Genomic DNA, 17,594 nt, shown 5'->3' on the forward strand with positions numbered 1-17,594 from the left:
TTTCAGGCCCGCTTTTCCGTGTCAAACCAGTCCGTTTCGAACTACTTGACTCGATCAAGCTTTCCCTACCGGAATTCCGGCCGCCCCGTTTCCGGAGCAACCCTTCTAACTTACTCCGACATCCAACCTTTGTCCAATTGCCCGGACATGATCAGATTTTCGGTGATCTTTAGAGGGGTGCAGGAGCTTGCCTGCTCGCAGAACTCTAGCAGTCCACTCGGACTGCCGTGACCCACTTCGCGGTAACAACTAGGTCTTCCCTGGGTCAGTGACCCCCAAACGCAAGGGTCCGGGGTCAACGGACCCCGGACCCTTGATCAAAGCTCTGTCCCAGATGCGTGCTCAGCCGGCAGGCAGCGCAGCCAGCTGAGCGGCCAGCCGCGTGATGTCCTGGTCGGCCTGGGCCGCGCGGGCCCGCACCTTGGTCACCACCTCATCGGGTGCCTTCGACATGAACTGCTCGTTGCCAAGCTTGGCCGCCACCTGCGCCGCCTCCTTGCGCGCCACGGCGAGATCCTTCTCCAGGCGCTTGCGTTCGGCGGCCACGTCGATCGTCCCTGCCGTGTCGATCTCCACGACGATCCCGCTCACATCGAGACGCGCGGTGGCAGAGAACGACTCCGACGGCTGGTCAAGCCTGAGCAGCGACCGGATCGCCCCCTCCTGCGAGGCAAGAGCCGTACCGGTGAGTGACAGACGAGCGGCAACACGCTGGCCGGGCTTGAGACCCTGGTCGGAACGGAACCTGCGGACTTCGGTGACCAGGCCCTGGACGGCGAGGATCTCCTCCTCGGCGGGGATGTCGCGCAACGACTCCTGCACCGTCGGCCACGGCGCGGCCACGATCGACTCGCCTCCCGTGACCGCCCGCCACAGTTCCTCGGTGACGAACGGCACCAGCGGGTGGAGCAGCCGCAGGAGCGAGTCAAAGACGTGGCCCAGCACCAACCGGGTGTGCTCCAGGCCCGAGGCGAGCTGGATCTTGGCGAGCTCCACGTACCAGTCGCAGACTTCATCCCAGGCGAAGTGGTAGAGCAGGTCGGAGATCTTGGCGAACTCGAATTCCTCGAAGGCCGCGTCCACCGACGCGACAATCCCCTGAAGCCGGGAGAGGATCCACCGGTCGGCCGCGGTCAGCTCTTCGACCGGGAGCTCACCGCTCTCGGCCCCGTTCATCAACGCGAAGCGGGTGGCGTTCCAGATCTTGTTACAGAAGTTGCGGGAACCGCCGGCCCACTCCTCACTGATCGCGACGTCCGAGCCGGGGTTGGCACCGCGCAACAGGGTGAAACGGGTGGCATCGGCGCCGAAGCGCTCGATCCAGTCGAGTGGGTCCACGACGTTGCCGAACGACTTGGACATCTTCTTGCCGTACTGATCGCGGACCATACCGTGCAGCGCCACGGTACGGAACGGGGGCTGGCCGTCCATCGCGTAGAGGCCGAACATCATCATCCGGGCCACCCAGAAGAACAGGATGTCGTAACCGGTGACCAGGACGGAGGTCGGGTAGAACTTGGCCAGTTCGGGTGTCTTCTCCGGCCAGCCCAGGGTGGAGAACGGCCACAACCCCGAGGAGAACCAGGTGTCGAGGACATCCGGATCCTGGACGTAACCGGTGGGTGGCTCCTCGTCCGGACCGACGCAGACGACCTCTCCGGCCGGCCCGTACCAGACCGGGATCCGATGGCCCCACCACAGCTGCCGCGAGATGCACCAGTCGTGCATGTCGTCGACCCAGTCGAAGTAGCGCTTGGCCAGCTCCGGCGGGTGGATCTTCGTCTGACCATCGCGGACCGCGTCACCAGCGGCCTTGGCCAGCGGGGAGACGTTGACGAACCACTGGAGCGAGAGCCGGGGCTCCACCACGGTCTTGCACCGCGAGCAGTGGCCGACCGAGTGAAGGTAGGGCCGCTTCTCCGCGACGATCCGGCCTTCCTGGCGCAGGGCGGCCACGACCGCGGGCCTGGCCTCGAAGCGGTCGAGCCCCTGGAAGGGGCCGTGAGCGGTGATCACGCCGCGCTCGTCCATGACCGTCAGGGACGGCAGCGAGTGGCGGCGGCCGATCTCGAAGTCGTTCGGGTCGTGCGCCGGGGTGACCTTGACCGCACCGGTGCCGAATGCGGGGTCGACGTGCTCGTCGGCCACGACCGGGATACGGCGCCCGGTGAGCGGGACCTCCACCTCGCGGCCGATCAGGTGCGTGTAGCGCTCATCGGAGGGGTGCACGGCCACGGCGGTGTCACCGAGCATGGTCTCGGCGCGGGTGGTCGCGACGACGATGGAGTCCTCGCCGTCGCCGTACCGGATCGAGACGAGCTCACCCTCGTCCTCGCTGTGCTCCACCTCGATGTCCGACAGCGCGGTCAGGCAACGCGGGCACCAGTTGATGATGCGCTCGGCGCGGTAGATGAGCCCGTCGTCGAAGAGCTTCTTGAAGATTGTCTGGACGGCCCGGGAGAGCCCGGGATCCATGGTGAAGCGCTCGCGCGACCAGTCGACGCCGTCGCCGAGCTTCCTCATCTGGCCGAGGATCCGGCCGCCGGACTCCTCCTTCCACTGCCACACGCGCTCGACGAAGGCCTCCCGGCCCAGGTCGTGCCGGGACAGGCCCTCCTTCCCGATCTCACGCTCCACGACGTTCTGGGTGGCGATACCGGCATGGTCCATGCCCGGCAGCCAGAGCGTCGCCTGACCGCGCATGCGGGCTCGACGGGTCAGCGCGTCCTGGATCGAGTGGTCGAGGGCGTGGCCGATGTGCAGGACACCGGTCACGTTCGGCGGTGGCAGGACGATGCTGTACGGCTCGCGTTCGCTGCCCGGGTCGGCGGTGAAATATCCCCCCGATACCCAGCGCTCGTAGCTCCGGGTCTCCACTTCGGCGGGCGTGTACTGGGTGGGCAGCTCTGGCGTCGTCACGGTGTCCAATTCTAGGGATGTCCGGATGGTCGGCGCACCGTCTTACCGTGCGAGCTGCGCCCTACCGCAGGCTCCGGCAACCGACGGGCCCCGGAAACGGCATCGCCCCCGCGGAGTCTCTCCACGGGGGCGACAGCCGTACGGGCAGGTCTATGCCGACTTCTCGCGCGGCGTGCGCTGCTGCTTGTTGAGCTGGTCACGCGGCACGAGCGTCGGGTTGACGTGCTCAAGCACCGACTCGCGGGTGATGACGACACGCGCCACGTCCTGGCGGGAGGGCACCTCGTACATCACCGAGAGGAGAACCTCCTCCAGGATGGCCCGCAGGCCACGTGCACCGGTGCCGCGCAGGATCCCCTGGTCGGCGATTGCCTCGAGGGCGTCGTCGGTGAACTCCAACTCGACGTTGTCGAGCTCGAACAGGCGGCGGTACTGCTTCACCAGGGCGTTGCGCGGCTCGGTGAGGATCTGGATGAGTGCCTCGCGGTCGAGGTTCTGCACGCTCGTGATGGCCGGAAGACGGCCGACGAACTCGGGGATCATCCCGAACTTCAGCAGGTCCTCGGGCATGACGTCGCCGAAGATGTCGGAGGTGTCGGCGTCTTCCTTCGAGTGGATGATGGCGTTGAAGCCGATGCCCTTCCTGCCGACCCGGGATTCGATGATCTTCTCAAGGCCGGCGAAGGCACCACCGCAGATGAAGAGCACATTGGTGGTGTCGATCTGGATGAACTCCTGGTGGGGGTGCTTACGTCCGCCCTGGGGTGGCACGCTCGCCGTGGTGCCCTCCAGGATCTTCAGCAGTGCCTGCTGCACGCCCTCGCCGGAGACGTCCCTGGTGATCGAGGGGTTCTCGCTCTTTCGAGCGATCTTGTCCACCTCGTCGATGTAGATGATGCCGGTCTCGGCCTTCTTGACGTCGTAGTCAGCGGCCTGGATCAGCTTGAGAAGGATGTTCTCGACATCCTCGCCCACGTAACCCGCCTCCGTCAGAGCGGTGGCATCGGCGATGGCGAACGGCACATTCAGCATCTTCGCCAGCGTCTGGGCAAGCAGTGTCTTACCGGAACCGGTCGGGCCCAGGAGCAGGATGTTGGACTTGGCCAGCTCGAGGCCGTCATCACGCCCGCGATCACCGGACTGCACCCGCTTGTAGTGGTTGTAGACCGCCACGGAGAGAGCCTTCTTCGCCTGGTCCTGACCGATGACGTAGGCGTCGAGGAACTCGTAGATCTCCCTCGGTTTGGGCAGACTGTCCCACTTGAGCTCGGAGGACTCGCTGAGCTCCTCCTCGATGATCTCGTTGCAGAGATCGATGCACTCATCGCAGATGTATACGCCGGGTCCGGCGATGAGCTTCTTGACTTGCTTCTGACTCTTTCCACAGAAAGAGCACTTCAGCAGGTCTCCCCCGTCGCCGATGCGTGCCACCCCAGATACTCCTTTGCGTGGGACCGCCCTGGCTGTCGCGGTCCGTTTCTTCCGACCGGCCCGATACCCGGTACGAAAAGTCATCCCGCTCAGGTTTCGACGTTACCGTCTTCTGAGCCCTCAGTGAGCCCCCTAGCGGCGAGTCGCACCGGAACGTGCCCAATTGGGCACCGTTCCGGTGCGATATGCCCCATTAAGAGGCTACGGCCTTGGCGAGCTTCTTCCGGGACGGGATGATGTCGTCGATCAGCCCGTACTCCTTGGCTTCCTGCGCGTCAAGGATCTTGTCCCGCTCGATGTCCTTGCGGACCGCCTCCGCGGGCCTGCCCGAATGCAGGGAGATGATCGATTCCATCTGCGCGCGCATCCTGAGGATCTCGCGCGCCTGGATCTCGATGTCACTTCCCTGCCCGCCGCCCTCGGTGGAGGGCTGGTGGATCAGCATGCGGGCGTTCGGCAGGGCGAATCGCTTGCCCGGCGTGCCGCCGGCCAGCAGCACCGCCGCGGCGGACGCCGCCTGCCCGAGGCAGACCGTCTGGATCTCCGGCCGGACGAACTGCATCGTGTCGTAGATCGCCGTCATGGCGGTGAACGAACCGCCCGGCGAGTTGATGTAGATGCTGATGTCACGGTCGGGATCGAGCGACTCCAGCGTCAGCAACTGCGCCATGACGTCGTTGGCTGAGGCGTCGTCCACCTGCACGCCGAGGAAGATGATGCGGTCCTCGAAGAGCTTGGCGTACGGGTTCATCTCCCGCATGCCGTACGACGTGCGTTCGGTGAAGGACGGAAGAACGTAGCGGCCGTTGATGTCTCCCGGCCGGATCAACTCACTCACCTTGTGCCCCTTCAGGAGACGGCGCCCGCGGAGGGCACCTGTCGAGCGCTGCGCACGACCTGGTCGATGAAACCGTAGTCCTTGGCCTCCTCGGCCGTGAACCAGCGGTCGCGGTCGGAGTCGGCCTCGATCTGGTCCAGGTTCTGACCGGTGTGGAAGGCGATGCGCTCGGCGAGGGTCTTCTTGACGTAAAGCATCTGCTCCGCCTGGATGGCGATGTCGGCGGCGGTGCCGCCGATGCCTCCGGACGGCTGGTGCATCATGATGCGGGCGTGCGGCAGGGCGTAACGCTTGCCCCGCTCGCCGGCGCAGAGCAGGAACTGGCCCATGGAGGCTGCCAGACCCATCGCGACCGTGCACACATTGTTCGGCACGTATTCCATCATGTCGTAAATCGCCATACCGGCGGTCACCGATCCACCTGGCGAGTTGATGTAGAGCCAGATGTCCCGGTCGGGATCGTCCGCGGCGAGCAGAAGCAGCTCGGCGCAGATTCGGTTGGCGATCTCGTCGTTGACCTGAGTGCCCAGCACGATGATGCGCTCACGCAGCAGCCGCTGGTAGAGCTGGTCTTCGAGCCTGAACGAGCCGTTCGGCTGGCTCATCGACTCGGGCCCGGAGCCGGTCGGCTGGTAGAAGGTCGGCGGGCTGGTCACAGCGTCACCTTCCGATGCGTCGTAATCGATTGGCTTTGCTTGTGACCTTAACGCTCGCCGCCTACCGGACATGCCCCCTCCACGTGCTGTTCGCTGACGGCGCATGCTCGTCACCTCGGCCCAAGCCCTTTTCCGCGCCCCTCCAGGCCTGTTTTCCGCCCGGATCATCCGGTGTGTCGGCGCCTGTCTCGCCTTCGCACAGACCTCGGGGCCGGACCAGATGTTTGACCGACTTTTTCCCCGCACTCTGCCGCTCCCGGACGGGAATCGCCGAGGGGCAGGGCACGCCGGTCCTCAGCTCCGCCCAGACGGCGGCCCGCCCCTCGCGGGGGAGGACGGGCGGCGCGGAGGGGAAACGGCGCCGGAAAACGACAACGACGCCCTCACCGTGCGGGCACGGTGGGGACGTCGTATGCGTTGCGGCGGAGAACCTACTTGGCGGCCTCGTCGCTCTCCTCGACGGTCTCCTCGGTCGACTCCTCGGCCGCCTCCTCACCGTTGATCTCGGTGTAGATGGCCTTGAGGTCAACCTCGTTGCCGGCCTCGTCGATCACCTTGGCGGCGTCACCGACGACGCCCTTGGCCTTGTCACGGACGATCTCGACCATGGCCAGCGTGAGCTGGTCGTTGTCGGCGAGGTGCTGGGCGAGAGTGTTCGGGGCGACGTTCATCTGCATGGCGCGGCGCACCACGAAGTTCGTCAGTTCCTGCTCACTGACGCCGAGCTCCTCGGCCTTGACGATCTTGTCGAGGACGAAGCCCGTCTTGAGCGCCTTGGCCGCGTTCTCGTCGAACTCGGCGTAGCGCTCTTCCTCGGTGGTCTGGTAGAGGCGGAAGTACGCCTCCTTGCTCAGCCCACTCTCGGCGATCTGGTGCTCAAGGTTGTGCTTGCGGTTGTCGACCTCGGCCTTGAGCGCGCTGTCCGGCAGCGGAATGTCGATCTTGGCGAGAAGGGCGTCCAGGGCGTTCTCCCGAGCCTGGACGACCTGGTCGATCAGCTTGTTGCGACGGGCCTGCTCCCGGACGCTGTCCTTGAGCTCGTCAAGGCTGTCGAACTCGCTAGCCAGCTGGGCGAACTCGTCGTCGAGCTCGGGGAGGACCTTCTCCTTGACGCTCTTGATGGTGATGGTCACCACGGCCTCCTCGCCGGCGTTCTCGCCGCCGACCAGGTTGGTGGTGAACTCCTTGGTGTCATCGGCGGACATGCCGACCAGCGCGTCGTCCAGGCCCTGCAGCACCGAGCCGGCGCCGACCTCGTAGGAGACGTCGTTGGCCTGCTGCTCCTCGATGTTCACACCGTCGATCGCGGCGGCGAGGTCCATGACGACGTAGTCACCGTTGGCCGCGGCGCGCTCGACGCCGGTCAGCGTCGCGAAACGCTGGCGCAGGCCGTCCAGCTGGGCGTCGACGTCCTCATCGGACACCTCGGCGACCGGGACGGTGACCTCAAGGCCCTGGTAGTCGGGGACGTCGAAGTTCGGACGAATGTCCACCTCTGCGGTGAACTCGACCTGCTCGCCGTCCTCGATCTTGGTGACCTCGATCTCCGGCTGGCTGACCGGGAAGATGTCGCTTGCGTCGACGGCCTGGCCGTAGAGCTTGGGCACGGCGTCGTTGAGGGTCTCCTCCAGCACCACCGCGCGGCCGAAGCGCTGCTCGATGATCCGGGCCGGAACCTTGCCCGGGCGGAAGCCGGGGACGCGCACCTGCTGCGCGACCTTCTTGTACGCCGCCTGCAGGCTCTCGCCGAGCTCCTCGAACGGCACCTCGACAGTGAGCTTGACCCGAGTCGGGCTGAGCTCCTCCACAGCGGTCTTCACGGGGTGGTCTCCTTGATCAAGCTTCGAGTGATCGCGGGCGCGTCAAGTCGTACGGCTACCGCGGCAAGCTCGCGCGCCGCGCCCACATGAGCGGCACCGGGCACAGCCGTTGAGCCATGCGAGTTTAGGGCACGCTCCGCTGTGGCGGGTGTCCAGCGCCGCTGGCCAGTCTAGGGCAGACCTGCACCTCGGAGCGACCGCTGCCCGTTCAGTTCTCCTTGATGATGCGCCGCAGGATGTCGGTCGTCTCATCAGGAGTGGTGCTCACCGCGCACAGCCGTTCCATGACCTCGCTGTAGCGGTCGACCTCCTCGCGTTTGTCCAGGTAGAGCGCGCTGGCCAGCTGCTCGACGTAGACCACGTCGGGCAGCTCCTGGTCGTGGAAGCGCAACACGCTGAAGGCACCGCCCTCGGCGTTGTGACCGCCGAAGCTGAACGGCATCACCTGGATCGTGACATTGGGCCGGCGCATGAGGTCCAGCAGATACTCCAGCTGGGCCCGCATGACCTCGACGCCGCCGATGGGTCGCCGCAGCGCCGCCTCGTCGATGACGGCCCAGAAGAACGGCCCGTCTGCCCGGTTGAGCAACTGCTGGCGCCGCATCCGCAGGTCGACGCGGCGGGCGATCTCCTCGGGAGCGATTCCGGCACTCCCCGCGGTGATGACCGCCCTGGCGTACTCCTCCGTCTGGAGCAGGCCGGGCACGAACTGCACCTCGTAGGTGCGGATCCGGGACGCCGCCTCCTCCAGGCCGACATAGGTCTGGAACCACGAGGGCAGCAGGTCGTTGAAGCGGTGCCACCAGCCGGGTTCGTTCGCCCTGAGCAGGAGGTCCATCATCGCCGACCGTGCCGACTCGTCCTCCACCCCGTAGAACGTCAGCAGGTCCGCGACATCGCGCTCTCTCAGGCCGACCCGGCCGAGTTCCATCCTGCTGATCTTGGATTCGGAGCCTCGGATCAGATGACCGGCCTCCTCCCGGGACAGCCCCCTGGCCTCGCGTAGCCGGCGCAGTTGGGAACCCAAAAGGATACGCAGAGCTGTGGGACCCGCTCCCGGTTGAACCTGCGTCACTTCGGCTCCCTCTTCACTTGGGCCAGCGCACACAGTGTCACCACTTCCGGCCTCGATGACAAGGTCTCAACACGGTGTCCGATTCGCCAACCTGTCGTCGTAGCCGCCATGCGACTGCACGTTGCACCTGCACGTGCATTTGGGCCTTGCAGCGGACGTCCCAGTGACCCATGATGGCCTAGTTCATATTGGGCTTATAGTGCATAGGCTCTGAAAGCTCGCAATTGGTACGGAGACTCACAATGGCAGCGGGAGGTACCGGCAGGATGGTGGATGAGCCACAATCGGCTGTCGACTACCTGCAGGTGACCCGCGAGGTGGGCTTCGACGACCTCCTCGTGGCCAACCGCTCCGACGCCACGGCGTGCCCCCTCCCCCGGCAGGCCGATTCCGTGAAGACCGCCCGGGATGTGACCAGATCGACACTGAGCGGCTGGGGCCTGGCCGAACTGAGCGATGACGCAGCGCTAGTGGTTTCGGAACTGGTCACGAACGCCGTCCGTTACGCGCTGTGCCCGCCCAGCCAGGTCGAGACCACTCCGATCACTCTGATGCTGCTGCACCGGTCCCCTCATGTGCTCCTCGCCGTGGCCGACCCCAGCAACGAGGTCCCCACCCCCAAGGAGCCGGATTTCACCTCCGAGAACGGCCGGGGCCTCTACATCGTGGAGACCTACAGCCAGTGCTGGGGCTGGGACCGCCTCAGCCGCGGGGGCAAGGCCGTCTGGGCCCTCTTCAGCGGCACCGTCTGAGTCGCTCACCGTACGGCCTGCTCCGCGTACGGCCTGATCCGCGCCAGGCTCGAACAGAACGTCAGGATGGTCAACGGCGAGGGCTGGACAGCCTTCGACGTCCGTTGCGTTATTCGGCTTTGACGCCTTTTCTGTCGGGCTGACAGGATTTGAACCTGCGACTTCTTGCTCCCAAAGCAAGCGCGCTACCAAACTGCGCCACAGCCCGTTACATGTCTTACCTGGAGTGATCGTAGCTTACATGTCGACGACACTCCCACCTGGGAACTCTCGGCCCGGATCCAGGCGGGGTTCGAGCCCGCGGTCCATGCTCCCAGAGAGTCCGCTACCGAACCACGCCACACCCCGGTCCGTCTGGTGCACGCTCGCTCCGGAACTCCGGTACGATTACGCCCTGACGACCGGATGAAGTCTAGACCAGACCGACACCGGCTCGCGCGGACGTAGCTCAATGGTAGAGCCCCAGTCTTCCAAACTGGCTACGCGGGTTCGATTCCCGTCGTCCGCTCAGATGGCGAAAGGCCAGGTCAACCGATACCGGGAGACCTGGCCTTCTGCTTTTCCCATAAACTTTACGGTCTCCCTGCTCTGACGGCTGGATCCGGTCCGACGTCCGTCACCTCCTCGGCGGCGTGTTGAACGACGGCTCCGGCGCCGACTCCACCTATCCGGACGAGATGGACGAGATCAACAAATGTTGATAAATCTCTGTCAAATGGGGACTCAGACGTAGATCGTTCTTTACGATTCTCCAAAGACGATGATCAGGATGCTCTGGAGGAGATCGTGACTGAGTTCGACGGCGTCATCATCGGTGGCGGTCACAACGGGCTCACCTGCGCCGCCTATCTCGCCAGGGCGGGCCTGTCAGTCGCAGTCGTCGAGCGCAACGACGAGGCGGGCGGCGGCTGCAGCACTCAGGAGTTGACTCTCCCCGGATTCCGGCACAACACCCACAGCAGCTACCACTTCCTGGAGGAGGGGCCTGTCCCGGCCGATCTCGAACTCCAGCGGTACGGCCTGCGCTACGTCTATCCCGAGACCCAGCACTCCACGATCTTCAGGGACGGCAGGGCGATCACGGTCTACACCGACCCCAAGCGCACCGCCGAGTCCTTCGCCCGGTTCTCCCGCGCCGACGCGGACCGGTGGCTGGAGCTGCACGAGCGCTATGCCGAGGCGGCAAGAGGCCTGATGAACGGCTTCCTGTACTCCAAGCCGCTGCCACCTCCCGTTCTCGCCGAACGGCTCCAGGGCGACCTGGGCCGGGATCTGCTGAGCTACATGCCCCTGTCGCTCTACGAGGCGGTGGACAGGAACTTCGAGAGCGAGCAGGTCAGGGTGCTGTTCAAGTCCTTCCTGCACGCCATCTCGATCGAGAACGTGCCCGGGACCGGCGGCTTCTTCCCCCGCCTGCTCTCCCGCATCGCCAGGCTCGGCGTGCCCGTGGGGGGCGCCGTGAACGTCGCGAACGCGCTGCGTGCCGTCATCGAGGAGCACGGCGGCACAGTGATCACCGGTGCGCACGTGGAGCGGATCCTGGTCGACGACGGCCGGGCCGTCGGGGTCAAGCTGGCCACGGGCGATGTTCTCAAGGCGCGCCGGTTCGTGGCCAGCGCGGTGGACGCCCCCCAGACGGTACGGCTGGCGGGCCCGGAGAACTTCGGCGCCGAAATCGCGGCCAAGGTAGAGAACTACAGGTGGGCCGGCCACAGTCTCGTCACCCTGCACCTCGCGCTGGAGGAGGCGCCACGCTACCGGGCTGCCGAGTTCGAGCCCGACGTGGACCGCGCCTTCCTCGTCGTCCTCGGTGCCGACGACAGCGAGCAGCTCGGCCGTACCTTCGACCAGATCCACCAGGGGCGGCTGCCCGACCGGCTGGCCGGCAACGGTGCTTGCCCCTCGCTGTTCGACCCCTCCTACGCCCCGGACGGCAAGCATGTGGCCTTCTGGTGGCCGTGGGCCCCCTACGACCTTGGCGGCGACCCGGAGAACTGGGACCGGCAGCGCGAGGAGGTGGGCGAGCGGCTGCTGTCCGAGTGGGCCGAATACGCCCCCAACCTCGCCGGGGGCACGGTGCTCGGCAGACGGGTCTTCTCCCCGCTCGACATCGAGCGGCACTGTGTCAACATGGTCCGCGGCAGTCACCACGTCGGCGCCTACGAGCCCATCCAGCTGGGCGGCAACCGGCCGGTTCCCGAGCTCGGGCAGTATCGCACTCCGGTCGCGGGCCTCTACCTCTGCGGGGCGAGCAGCCACCCCGGTGGCTCGGTCTCCGCGGCCCCCGGTTACAACGGCGCCAACGCCATCGCTGAGGACCTCGGACTCGCCACCTGGTGGACCCCCGTTCCCGCCCCCCGGTGGAGCGAGTGAACCGCCAGTTCGTCGCCAAGGATCCGGCAGCGGCGGCACCGCGGATGAGCAGTCCCGCCACCATGCACGAGCAGCTGTCGCTGCTCAACGCGGCGAGCAAGCGGATCGGCAGCACCCTGGACATGTTCGAGACCGGAAGGGAGCTGATGGACGTCGCCGTGCCGCGCTTCGCCGACGCGGCCGGCGTCCTGGTGCAGGACCGGCTCATGACCGACGGGGAGTTCCCCCAGCGCAGCACCGACGGCTCGGCGCTGGTGCGGCGGATCGCGGTCGGTGTCTCCGACCCCGCGCCCGGCGAGTACGCCCGCGCGTTCCCGGTGGACGAGGTCGCCGCCTACGAGGCGTGGACCCCCTATGCCAGGTGCATGTCCACCGGCAATCCGATCCTCTACCCTCGCCTGGGCCGCCGGACCTCCGAGGAGATCGGGCGGTTCTGGAAGCGCGACTCGGTCTCCAGGGTGCTGGAGGACAGCTCGTTCCTGGTGGTCCCGCTGAAGGCACGCGGCCGGGTACTGGGTTTCGTCATCTTCACCCGCAGGCCCGACAGCGAGCCCTTCGAGGAGCAGGACATCGGTCTCGCCGAGGAGCTGGCGGCCAGGACCGCGGTCTGCCTGGACAATGCCCGGCTCTACAACCGCGAGCGCCGTACCGCGCTGACCCTGCAGAGCAGCCTGCTCCCGGCCGACCTCTACCAGCCGCTGGGCCTGACGATCGCCTCCCGCTACCTGCCCGCGAGCGACCTGGTGGGGGTGGGCGGCGACTGGTACGACGTGATCCCGCTGCCCGGCTGCCGGGTTGCCCTCGTGGTCGGCGACGTCATGGGGCACGGCATCAGAGCGGCCGCCACGATGGGCCAGCTCCGCACAGCCGCCCGTACGCTGGCGAGCCTCGACCTCAGCCCGGCCGAGGTGCTGTTCCGGCTCAACCGGATGAGCCAGGACCTGGACGCCACCCAGATCGCGACGTGCGTCTACGCCACCTACGACCCGGTCACGAAGATATGCGCGATCGCCTCCGCGGGGCACATGCCGCCGATTCTGGTACGGCCGGGTGGCAGGCCCGAGCGGCTGGAGCTGCCGCCTGGGCTCCCCCTCGGCATCGGCAACGAGCCGGTCGAGATGCGCGAGCTCGTCCTCCCGCACGACGCTGTCCTGGCCCTGTACACCGACGGCCTGGTGGAGAGCCGGGACCGCGACATCGACGAGGGCATCGGCATGGTGTGCGAACTGCTCTCCGGCCGGAACCAGGATCTGGAAGAGGTCTGCGACCTCACGATCGACGCGCAGCGTCCGGGGCACGAACGCGACGACATCGCGCTCCTGCTGGCCCGGGTACGCGAGCTGGATGACGGCGACCTCGTCGAGACCACGCTCGTCTCGGATCCCCGCTCCGCCTCGACGGCCCGCCACTTCGTCCGCACCACGCTGGCCGAGTGGCAGCTGGGCCCGATCGCCGACGCCACCGAGCTCATGATCAGCGAGCTGGTCACCAACGCGATCAAGCACGGTTCGGGCACGGTCGGGGTGCGTCTGCTCCGCGGTCCCACGCTCGTGTGCGAGGTGAGCGACCATTCTTTCGTGATGCCGGTCATGCGCGAAGCCGGCAGCGACGACGACACCGGCCGCGGGCTCCATCTCATCAACTGGCTCGCTCACCGCTGGGGCTCCCGCCTGACACCCAGGGGCAAGGTCGTCTGGGTGGAGCAGAGCCTGCCGTGAGACACCGTGCCGGTCGTCCGGGACGCGAGGCGAGGACGCCGGCGGACGGCCGTGCCCCACGGGCACGATGACGATGTCCCTCCCAGGAGTTACGGTCGAAATGACGACTCGGGAGGACATGATGACTGTCGACACACGTGAGGCGTACCGACGCGCGCTGGACTACTTCGGCACCCTTGTGCACCAGATCAAGCCCGAGCAGTGGGACAACGAGACACCCTGTGTGGACTGGGATGTACGCACTCTGGTCAACCACGTGGTCGGGGAGAACCGGTGGGCCTCGCAACTGCTTGCCGGACGGACCGTCGCGGACGTCGGCGACGCCCTCGACGGCGACCTCCTCGGTGACGATCCCCTGAAGGCGTTCGACATCTCGGCGATGGCCGCCACCCAGGCGGCGAGCGAGGAACAGTCTCTGACACGTGTCGTCCACCTGTCCTTCGCCGACGTACCCGGCGAGGAGTACATCAGCGAGCTGTTCGCCGACGCCCTCATCCACACCTGGGACCTCGCCCGCGCCATCGGTGCCGGCGAGCGGCTCGATCCCGAGCTGGTCGATGCCTGCCTGGCCCGGTTCGCCGGCGCGAAGGAGGGCTATCGCCAGGCCGGAGTCATAGAGGGGTACCCGCCGGCACCCTCGGACGTCGATCCCCAGACCAGGTTGCTCGCCTCGTGGGGACGCCGCGGCTAGCGATCGGGATTCCGGGTTTCCCGCATGAGCGCGAACCTGATGGACCGCCGGAGGTCTCCGGCCGGCCAGGGCGAGCATCCATGCCGAGCTTGACCAGCTGTGAACATCTACTCACCATAATCCAACACCTATCACCGGAAATATCTGTGGTAATTTGGTGGAATCTGGTTGATTAGGGAGTGGTCAATGCTCGCCCGACAGCGACAGCAGGCGATTCTGGATCGGGTGCGCGGCAGTGGCGGGGTCAGGGTCGCCGACCTCGTCCGCGAGTTCGGCGTGTCCGACATGACGATCCGCAGGGATCTCGAAGTGCTGGCCGAACGCGGGCAGGTGGAGAAAGTACACGGCGGAGCCACCGCCGCCGGATCCGGCTCCACCGAGGAGCCGGGGTTCGCCGTCAAGTCGATGCGCCTGCAACGGGAGAAGGAGGCGATCGCCCAGCACGCCGCCCAATTCGTCCGGCCCGGCACGGCGATCGCGCTGTCCGCGGGGACGACGACCTGGACGCTGGCCCATTTCCTGGTCGACGTCTCCGACCTGACCGTGATCACCAACTCGATCCGGATCGCCGACGTCTTCCACCGCTCACCCCGCGCCGACCGCACCGTCGTGCTGACCGGCGGCGTCCGCACCCCCTCCGACGCGCTGGTCGGACCGGTGGCCGTGGCGGCGATCCGCGGGCTCCACGTGGACACCCTGTTTCTCGGTGTGCACGGGATGACCACCCGGGCCGGGTTCACCACACCCAATCTGCTGGAGGCGGAGACCGACCGCGAGCTGATCGCCTCCGCGCACCGTCTCGTGGTGCCCGCCGATCACACCAAGTGGGGGACGGTCGGGATCAGCACGATCGCCGAGCTGTCCCAGGCCCACGTGGTGATCACCGACTCCGGCCTGCCTGACGAGGCACGCGAGGAGCTCGCCGCCCAGGTGGGCGAACTGGTCATCACCGAGCCCCAGCCGGAGAGCGAGGCCCGCACCCGATGAAGCGGACGGCCACCCACCTGGCGGACGGCCGGGAACTGTTCTACTTCGACCGGCACGACGACGCCGATCGCGGTGCGATCGACGAGCGCGACCTTTCTCCCCGCCCTCCCGCCTCCGAGCTGCGGTACGACCCGCTCACCGAGGAGTGGATCGCGGTGGCTGGCCACCGCCAGGGCCGCACCTTCCTCCCGCCGGCGAGCGAGTGCCCGCTCTGCCCGTCCACCCCCGGCCACTCGACCGAGATCCCCTCGAAGACCTACGACGTGGTCGTCTTCGAGAACCGCTTCCCCTCCTTCTCCTCCCAGGCGGGTGAGTACAGCCAGGTCGGAGGGTTGAGCGAGGTCCGCTCCGGGGACGGCCGGTGCGAGGTGGTCTGCTTCACCTCCGACCACGACTCCTCCTTCTCCCAGCTCTCCACCGACCAGGTCGAGCTGGTCATGGAGGCCTGGATCGACCGCACGGCGGAGCTGTCCGCGCTCCCAGGCGTGGAGCAGGTGTTCTGCTTCGAGAACCGGGGGGCGGAGATCGGCATCACTCTGACCCACCCCCACGGTCAGATCTACGCCTATCCCTACGTGACCCCGCGCACCAGATTGTCCCTTGGCGCGGCCGAGCGGCACCGGGAGCGGACGGGTGGCAACCTGTACGCCGACGTGCTGGCCGCCGAACGCGAGGCGGGGATCCGCGTGGTGGCGTCGAACGAGCACTGGACGGCCTTCGTCCCCGCGGCGGCACGCTGGCCCGTGGAGGTTCACGTCTACCCGCACCGTCAGGTCCCCGACCTGTGCGCGCTGGAGGCCGCCGAACGGGTGGCGTTCGGCCCGCTCTACACGGATCTGCTCCGGCGGCTGGACGGACTGTTCGGCATGGCCATGCCGTACGTCGCGGCCTGGCATCAGGCACCGGTGAACGTCGGCCGCGGCCTTTCCTACGCGCGCCTGGAGCTGTTCAGCATCCGCCGGGCGCCGGACAAGCTGAAGTATCTCGCCGGATCGGAGGCGGCCATGGGAGCCTTCGTGAACGATGTCCCGCCCGAGGAAACGGCGAGACTTTTACGATCTTTTATCACAAATTGATCACTACTTTGTCTCAGATTGGGTTCGCATTACCCGGGCTTTACCACTACTATCCTCACACATCGAACCTTATGTCCGATATGCCTAATTCCGGGTGCGTCGCCCGGGAGCCGGGGAACCACCGCACCTGGGGTGAACCACTCCGGTGGAAGGGCCTCCTCCAGCCCGAACCCGTCAGCTAACCCGGCAGGCGCGAGGAGAGGAGAGTCGTGACGGCTCCATCCCCCATGTTCCGTCGCCATGCGGCTCTGGCCGTTTCCGTGATTTCGGCCCTCACGTTCGCCCTCGGCACCGCGGCCCCGGGTAACGCGGATCCCCAACCGGATGAGTCCCGGCTCCGCGCCGAACTGACAACGCTGAACAAGAAGGTCGACAAGCTCATCGAGGTCTACGCGGCCAGACGCGAATCCCTGAAGAAGGCCCAGGCCGCCGAGGGAGCAGCCAGGGCGGACCTGCGCAAGGCCGAGGAGGCCTACGCCGGAGCCGAGCGGCAGCTCGGCTCCATCGCCCAGCTCTACTACCAGAGCAGCGCGGGTGAGTTGCCCTCCCTGCTGTTCTCCGCCGACATGAGCGGTGTCGCGATCATGGAGCAGCTCGCCGCCGAGCAGAGCACCTCCCTGCGGGACTTCGCCCGGAGCCGGGACCTCAGGGAACAGGCGGCGGAGAAGGCGGCCCAGCTCACCCGGGAGATCGGCGAGGAGACCAAGGCGGTGGAGGTCCAGCGCGAGGAGGCCGAGAAGGTGATCGCCGAGATCGAGAAGAAGCTCGACGCGCTTGTCCCCACGGGCTCCGGCCGTCGCGCCGACGGCAGCTGGGCCCCCCAGCTCCCGACGGGCCCCGACAACATCACCGACCGCACTCTGATCATGCGCGAGGCTGTCAAGAAGCGTTTCGACCTGCCCTACGAGGTCGGCTGTTACCGGGCCGAGAACGATGGCGGCGAGCATCCGCTCGGCCGCGCCTGCGACTTCATGATGAGCACCGGTGGCTCGATGCCCTCGGCGGCCAACGTCAAGCTCGGCGACGAGATCGCCGCCTGGGCCGTCGAGAACAGGGCCGGCCTCGGCGTCAAATACGTGATCTGGCGTCAGCGCATCAACTCCGGCTCCGGTTGGAGCGCCATGTCCGACCGCGGCGGCACCACCGCCAACCACTTCGACCACGTCCACATCTCGATGTTCTGAGCCTCGCAGCGCCTCAGGAGGATCTCGGATCCCGGAAAACGACATGACACCGGTCGCTCGCACCATGAAGATTG

At 66.8% G+C, this 17,594-nt stretch carries 13 protein-coding genes, 2 tRNA genes and 1 riboswitch; of the genes, 8 read left to right on the forward strand and 7 right to left on the reverse strand.

Translation table 11 applies throughout. The annotated features are described in order from the left end of the window. Positions 1–342: 342 nt before the first annotated feature. The 6 genes from ACIN94_RS27700 to ACIN94_RS27725 all read right to left on the reverse strand — a co-directional run bounded on the left by ACIN94_RS27700 (position 343) and on the right by ACIN94_RS27725 (position 8,739). Complete coding sequence (locus ACIN94_RS27700; protein WP_400712009.1) at positions 343–2,919, reverse strand: valine--tRNA ligase; 2,577 nt, start codon at positions 2,917–2,919, stop codon at positions 343–345. A gap of 150 nt (positions 2,920–3,069) precedes the next feature. Further along, complete coding sequence (clpX, locus tag ACIN94_RS27705; protein ID WP_400712012.1) at positions 3,070–4,350, reverse strand: ATP-dependent Clp protease ATP-binding subunit ClpX; 1,281 nt, start codon at positions 4,348–4,350, stop codon at positions 3,070–3,072. 193 nt (positions 4,351–4,543) lie between these two features. Next, positions 4,544–5,188: an ATP-dependent Clp protease proteolytic subunit gene (locus ACIN94_RS27710; protein WP_400712015.1), complete on the reverse strand. Its 645-nt coding sequence runs from the start codon at positions 5,186–5,188 to the stop codon at positions 4,544–4,546. 11 nt (positions 5,189–5,199) lie between these two features. Continuing rightward, on the reverse strand, positions 5,200–5,844 hold the full coding sequence (locus ACIN94_RS27715) for a ClpP family protease (RefSeq protein WP_400712018.1): 645 nt from the start codon (positions 5,842–5,844) through the stop codon (positions 5,200–5,202). 431 nt (positions 5,845–6,275) lie between these two features. Then, the gene (gene tig, locus ACIN94_RS27720; protein WP_400712021.1) at positions 6,276–7,664 is read right to left on the reverse strand and encodes a trigger factor; all 1,389 of its coding nucleotides are present in this window, start codon (positions 7,662–7,664) and stop codon (positions 6,276–6,278) included. 208 nt (positions 7,665–7,872) lie between these two features. Further along, positions 7,873–8,739 (reverse strand): helix-turn-helix domain-containing protein, encoded by an 867-nt coding sequence (locus ACIN94_RS27725; protein ID WP_400712024.1) that lies wholly within the window; start codon positions 8,737–8,739, stop codon positions 7,873–7,875. A gap of 242 nt (positions 8,740–8,981) precedes the next feature. Between ACIN94_RS27725 and ACIN94_RS27730 the strand changes: the two genes are divergently transcribed. Further along, positions 8,982–9,491: an ATP-binding protein gene (locus ACIN94_RS27730; protein WP_400712027.1), complete on the forward strand. Its 510-nt coding sequence runs from the start codon at positions 8,982–8,984 to the stop codon at positions 9,489–9,491. Between the two features lie 134 nt (positions 9,492–9,625). Here ACIN94_RS27730 and ACIN94_RS27735 read toward each other — a convergent pair. Continuing rightward, positions 9,626–9,699: transfer RNA gene (locus ACIN94_RS27735), tRNA-Pro, on the reverse strand. Positions 9,700–9,928: 229 nt separating this feature from the next. On the opposite strand from ACIN94_RS27735, the gene ACIN94_RS27740 reads away from it, so the two are divergent. From ACIN94_RS27740 to ACIN94_RS27770, 7 genes are all read left to right on the forward strand, one after another. Then, positions 9,929–9,999 (forward strand) — tRNA-Gly (locus tag ACIN94_RS27740). 278 nt (positions 10,000–10,277) lie between these two features. Next, positions 10,278–11,864, forward strand: a complete 1,587-nt coding sequence (locus tag ACIN94_RS27745; protein WP_400712030.1) for a phytoene desaturase family protein — start codon at positions 10,278–10,280, stop codon at positions 11,862–11,864. Beyond that, positions 11,861–13,582, forward strand: a complete 1,722-nt coding sequence (locus ACIN94_RS27750; protein WP_400712033.1) for a SpoIIE family protein phosphatase — start codon at positions 11,861–11,863, stop codon at positions 13,580–13,582. Before ACIN94_RS27745 ends, ACIN94_RS27750 begins: the two co-directional genes overlap by 4 nt. 121 nt (positions 13,583–13,703) lie before the next feature. After that, complete coding sequence (locus ACIN94_RS27755; RefSeq protein WP_400712036.1) at positions 13,704–14,273, forward strand: TIGR03086 family metal-binding protein; 570 nt, start codon at positions 13,704–13,706, stop codon at positions 14,271–14,273. Between the two features lie 186 nt (positions 14,274–14,459). Beyond that, on the forward strand, positions 14,460–15,260 hold the full coding sequence (locus tag ACIN94_RS27760) for a DeoR/GlpR family DNA-binding transcription regulator (protein WP_400712039.1): 801 nt from the start codon (positions 14,460–14,462) through the stop codon (positions 15,258–15,260). After that, on the forward strand, positions 15,257–16,336 hold the full coding sequence (gene galT, locus ACIN94_RS27765; RefSeq protein ID WP_400712042.1) for a galactose-1-phosphate uridylyltransferase: 1,080 nt from the start codon (positions 15,257–15,259) through the stop codon (positions 16,334–16,336). Before ACIN94_RS27760 ends, galT begins: the two co-directional genes overlap by 4 nt. A 71-nt stretch (positions 16,337–16,407) precedes the next feature. Next, positions 16,408–16,543, forward strand: a riboswitch (cyclic di-AMP (ydaO/yuaA leader). A gap of 2 nt (positions 16,544–16,545) precedes the next feature. Beyond that, entirely contained in the window at positions 16,546–17,520 is a 975-nt protein-coding gene (locus tag ACIN94_RS27770; protein WP_400712045.1) for a coiled-coil domain-containing protein, read from the forward strand. Positions 17,521–17,594: the final 74 nt, after the last annotated feature.

The sequence above is a fragment of the Streptosporangium sp. NPDC087985 genome (assembly GCF_044741965.1).
Classification (GTDB): domain Bacteria; phylum Actinomycetota; class Actinomycetes; order Streptosporangiales; family Streptosporangiaceae; genus Streptosporangium.

What these genes read in the sequence shown, in the direction of transcription:
- ACIN94_RS27755 (WP_400712036.1), top strand. Translation starts at nt 13,704, where the DNA reads ATGACTGTCGACACACGTGAGGCGTACCGACGCGCGCTGGACTACTTC.
- ACIN94_RS27760 (WP_400712039.1), top strand. Translation starts at nt 14,460, where the DNA reads ATGCTCGCCCGACAGCGACAGCAGGCGATTCTGGATCGGGTGCGCGGC.
- galT (WP_400712042.1), top strand. Translation starts at nt 15,257, where the DNA reads ATGAAGCGGACGGCCACCCACCTGGCGGACGGCCGGGAACTGTTCTAC.
- ACIN94_RS27730 (WP_400712027.1), top strand. Translation starts at nt 8,982, where the DNA reads ATGGCAGCGGGAGGTACCGGCAGGATGGTGGATGAGCCACAATCGGCT.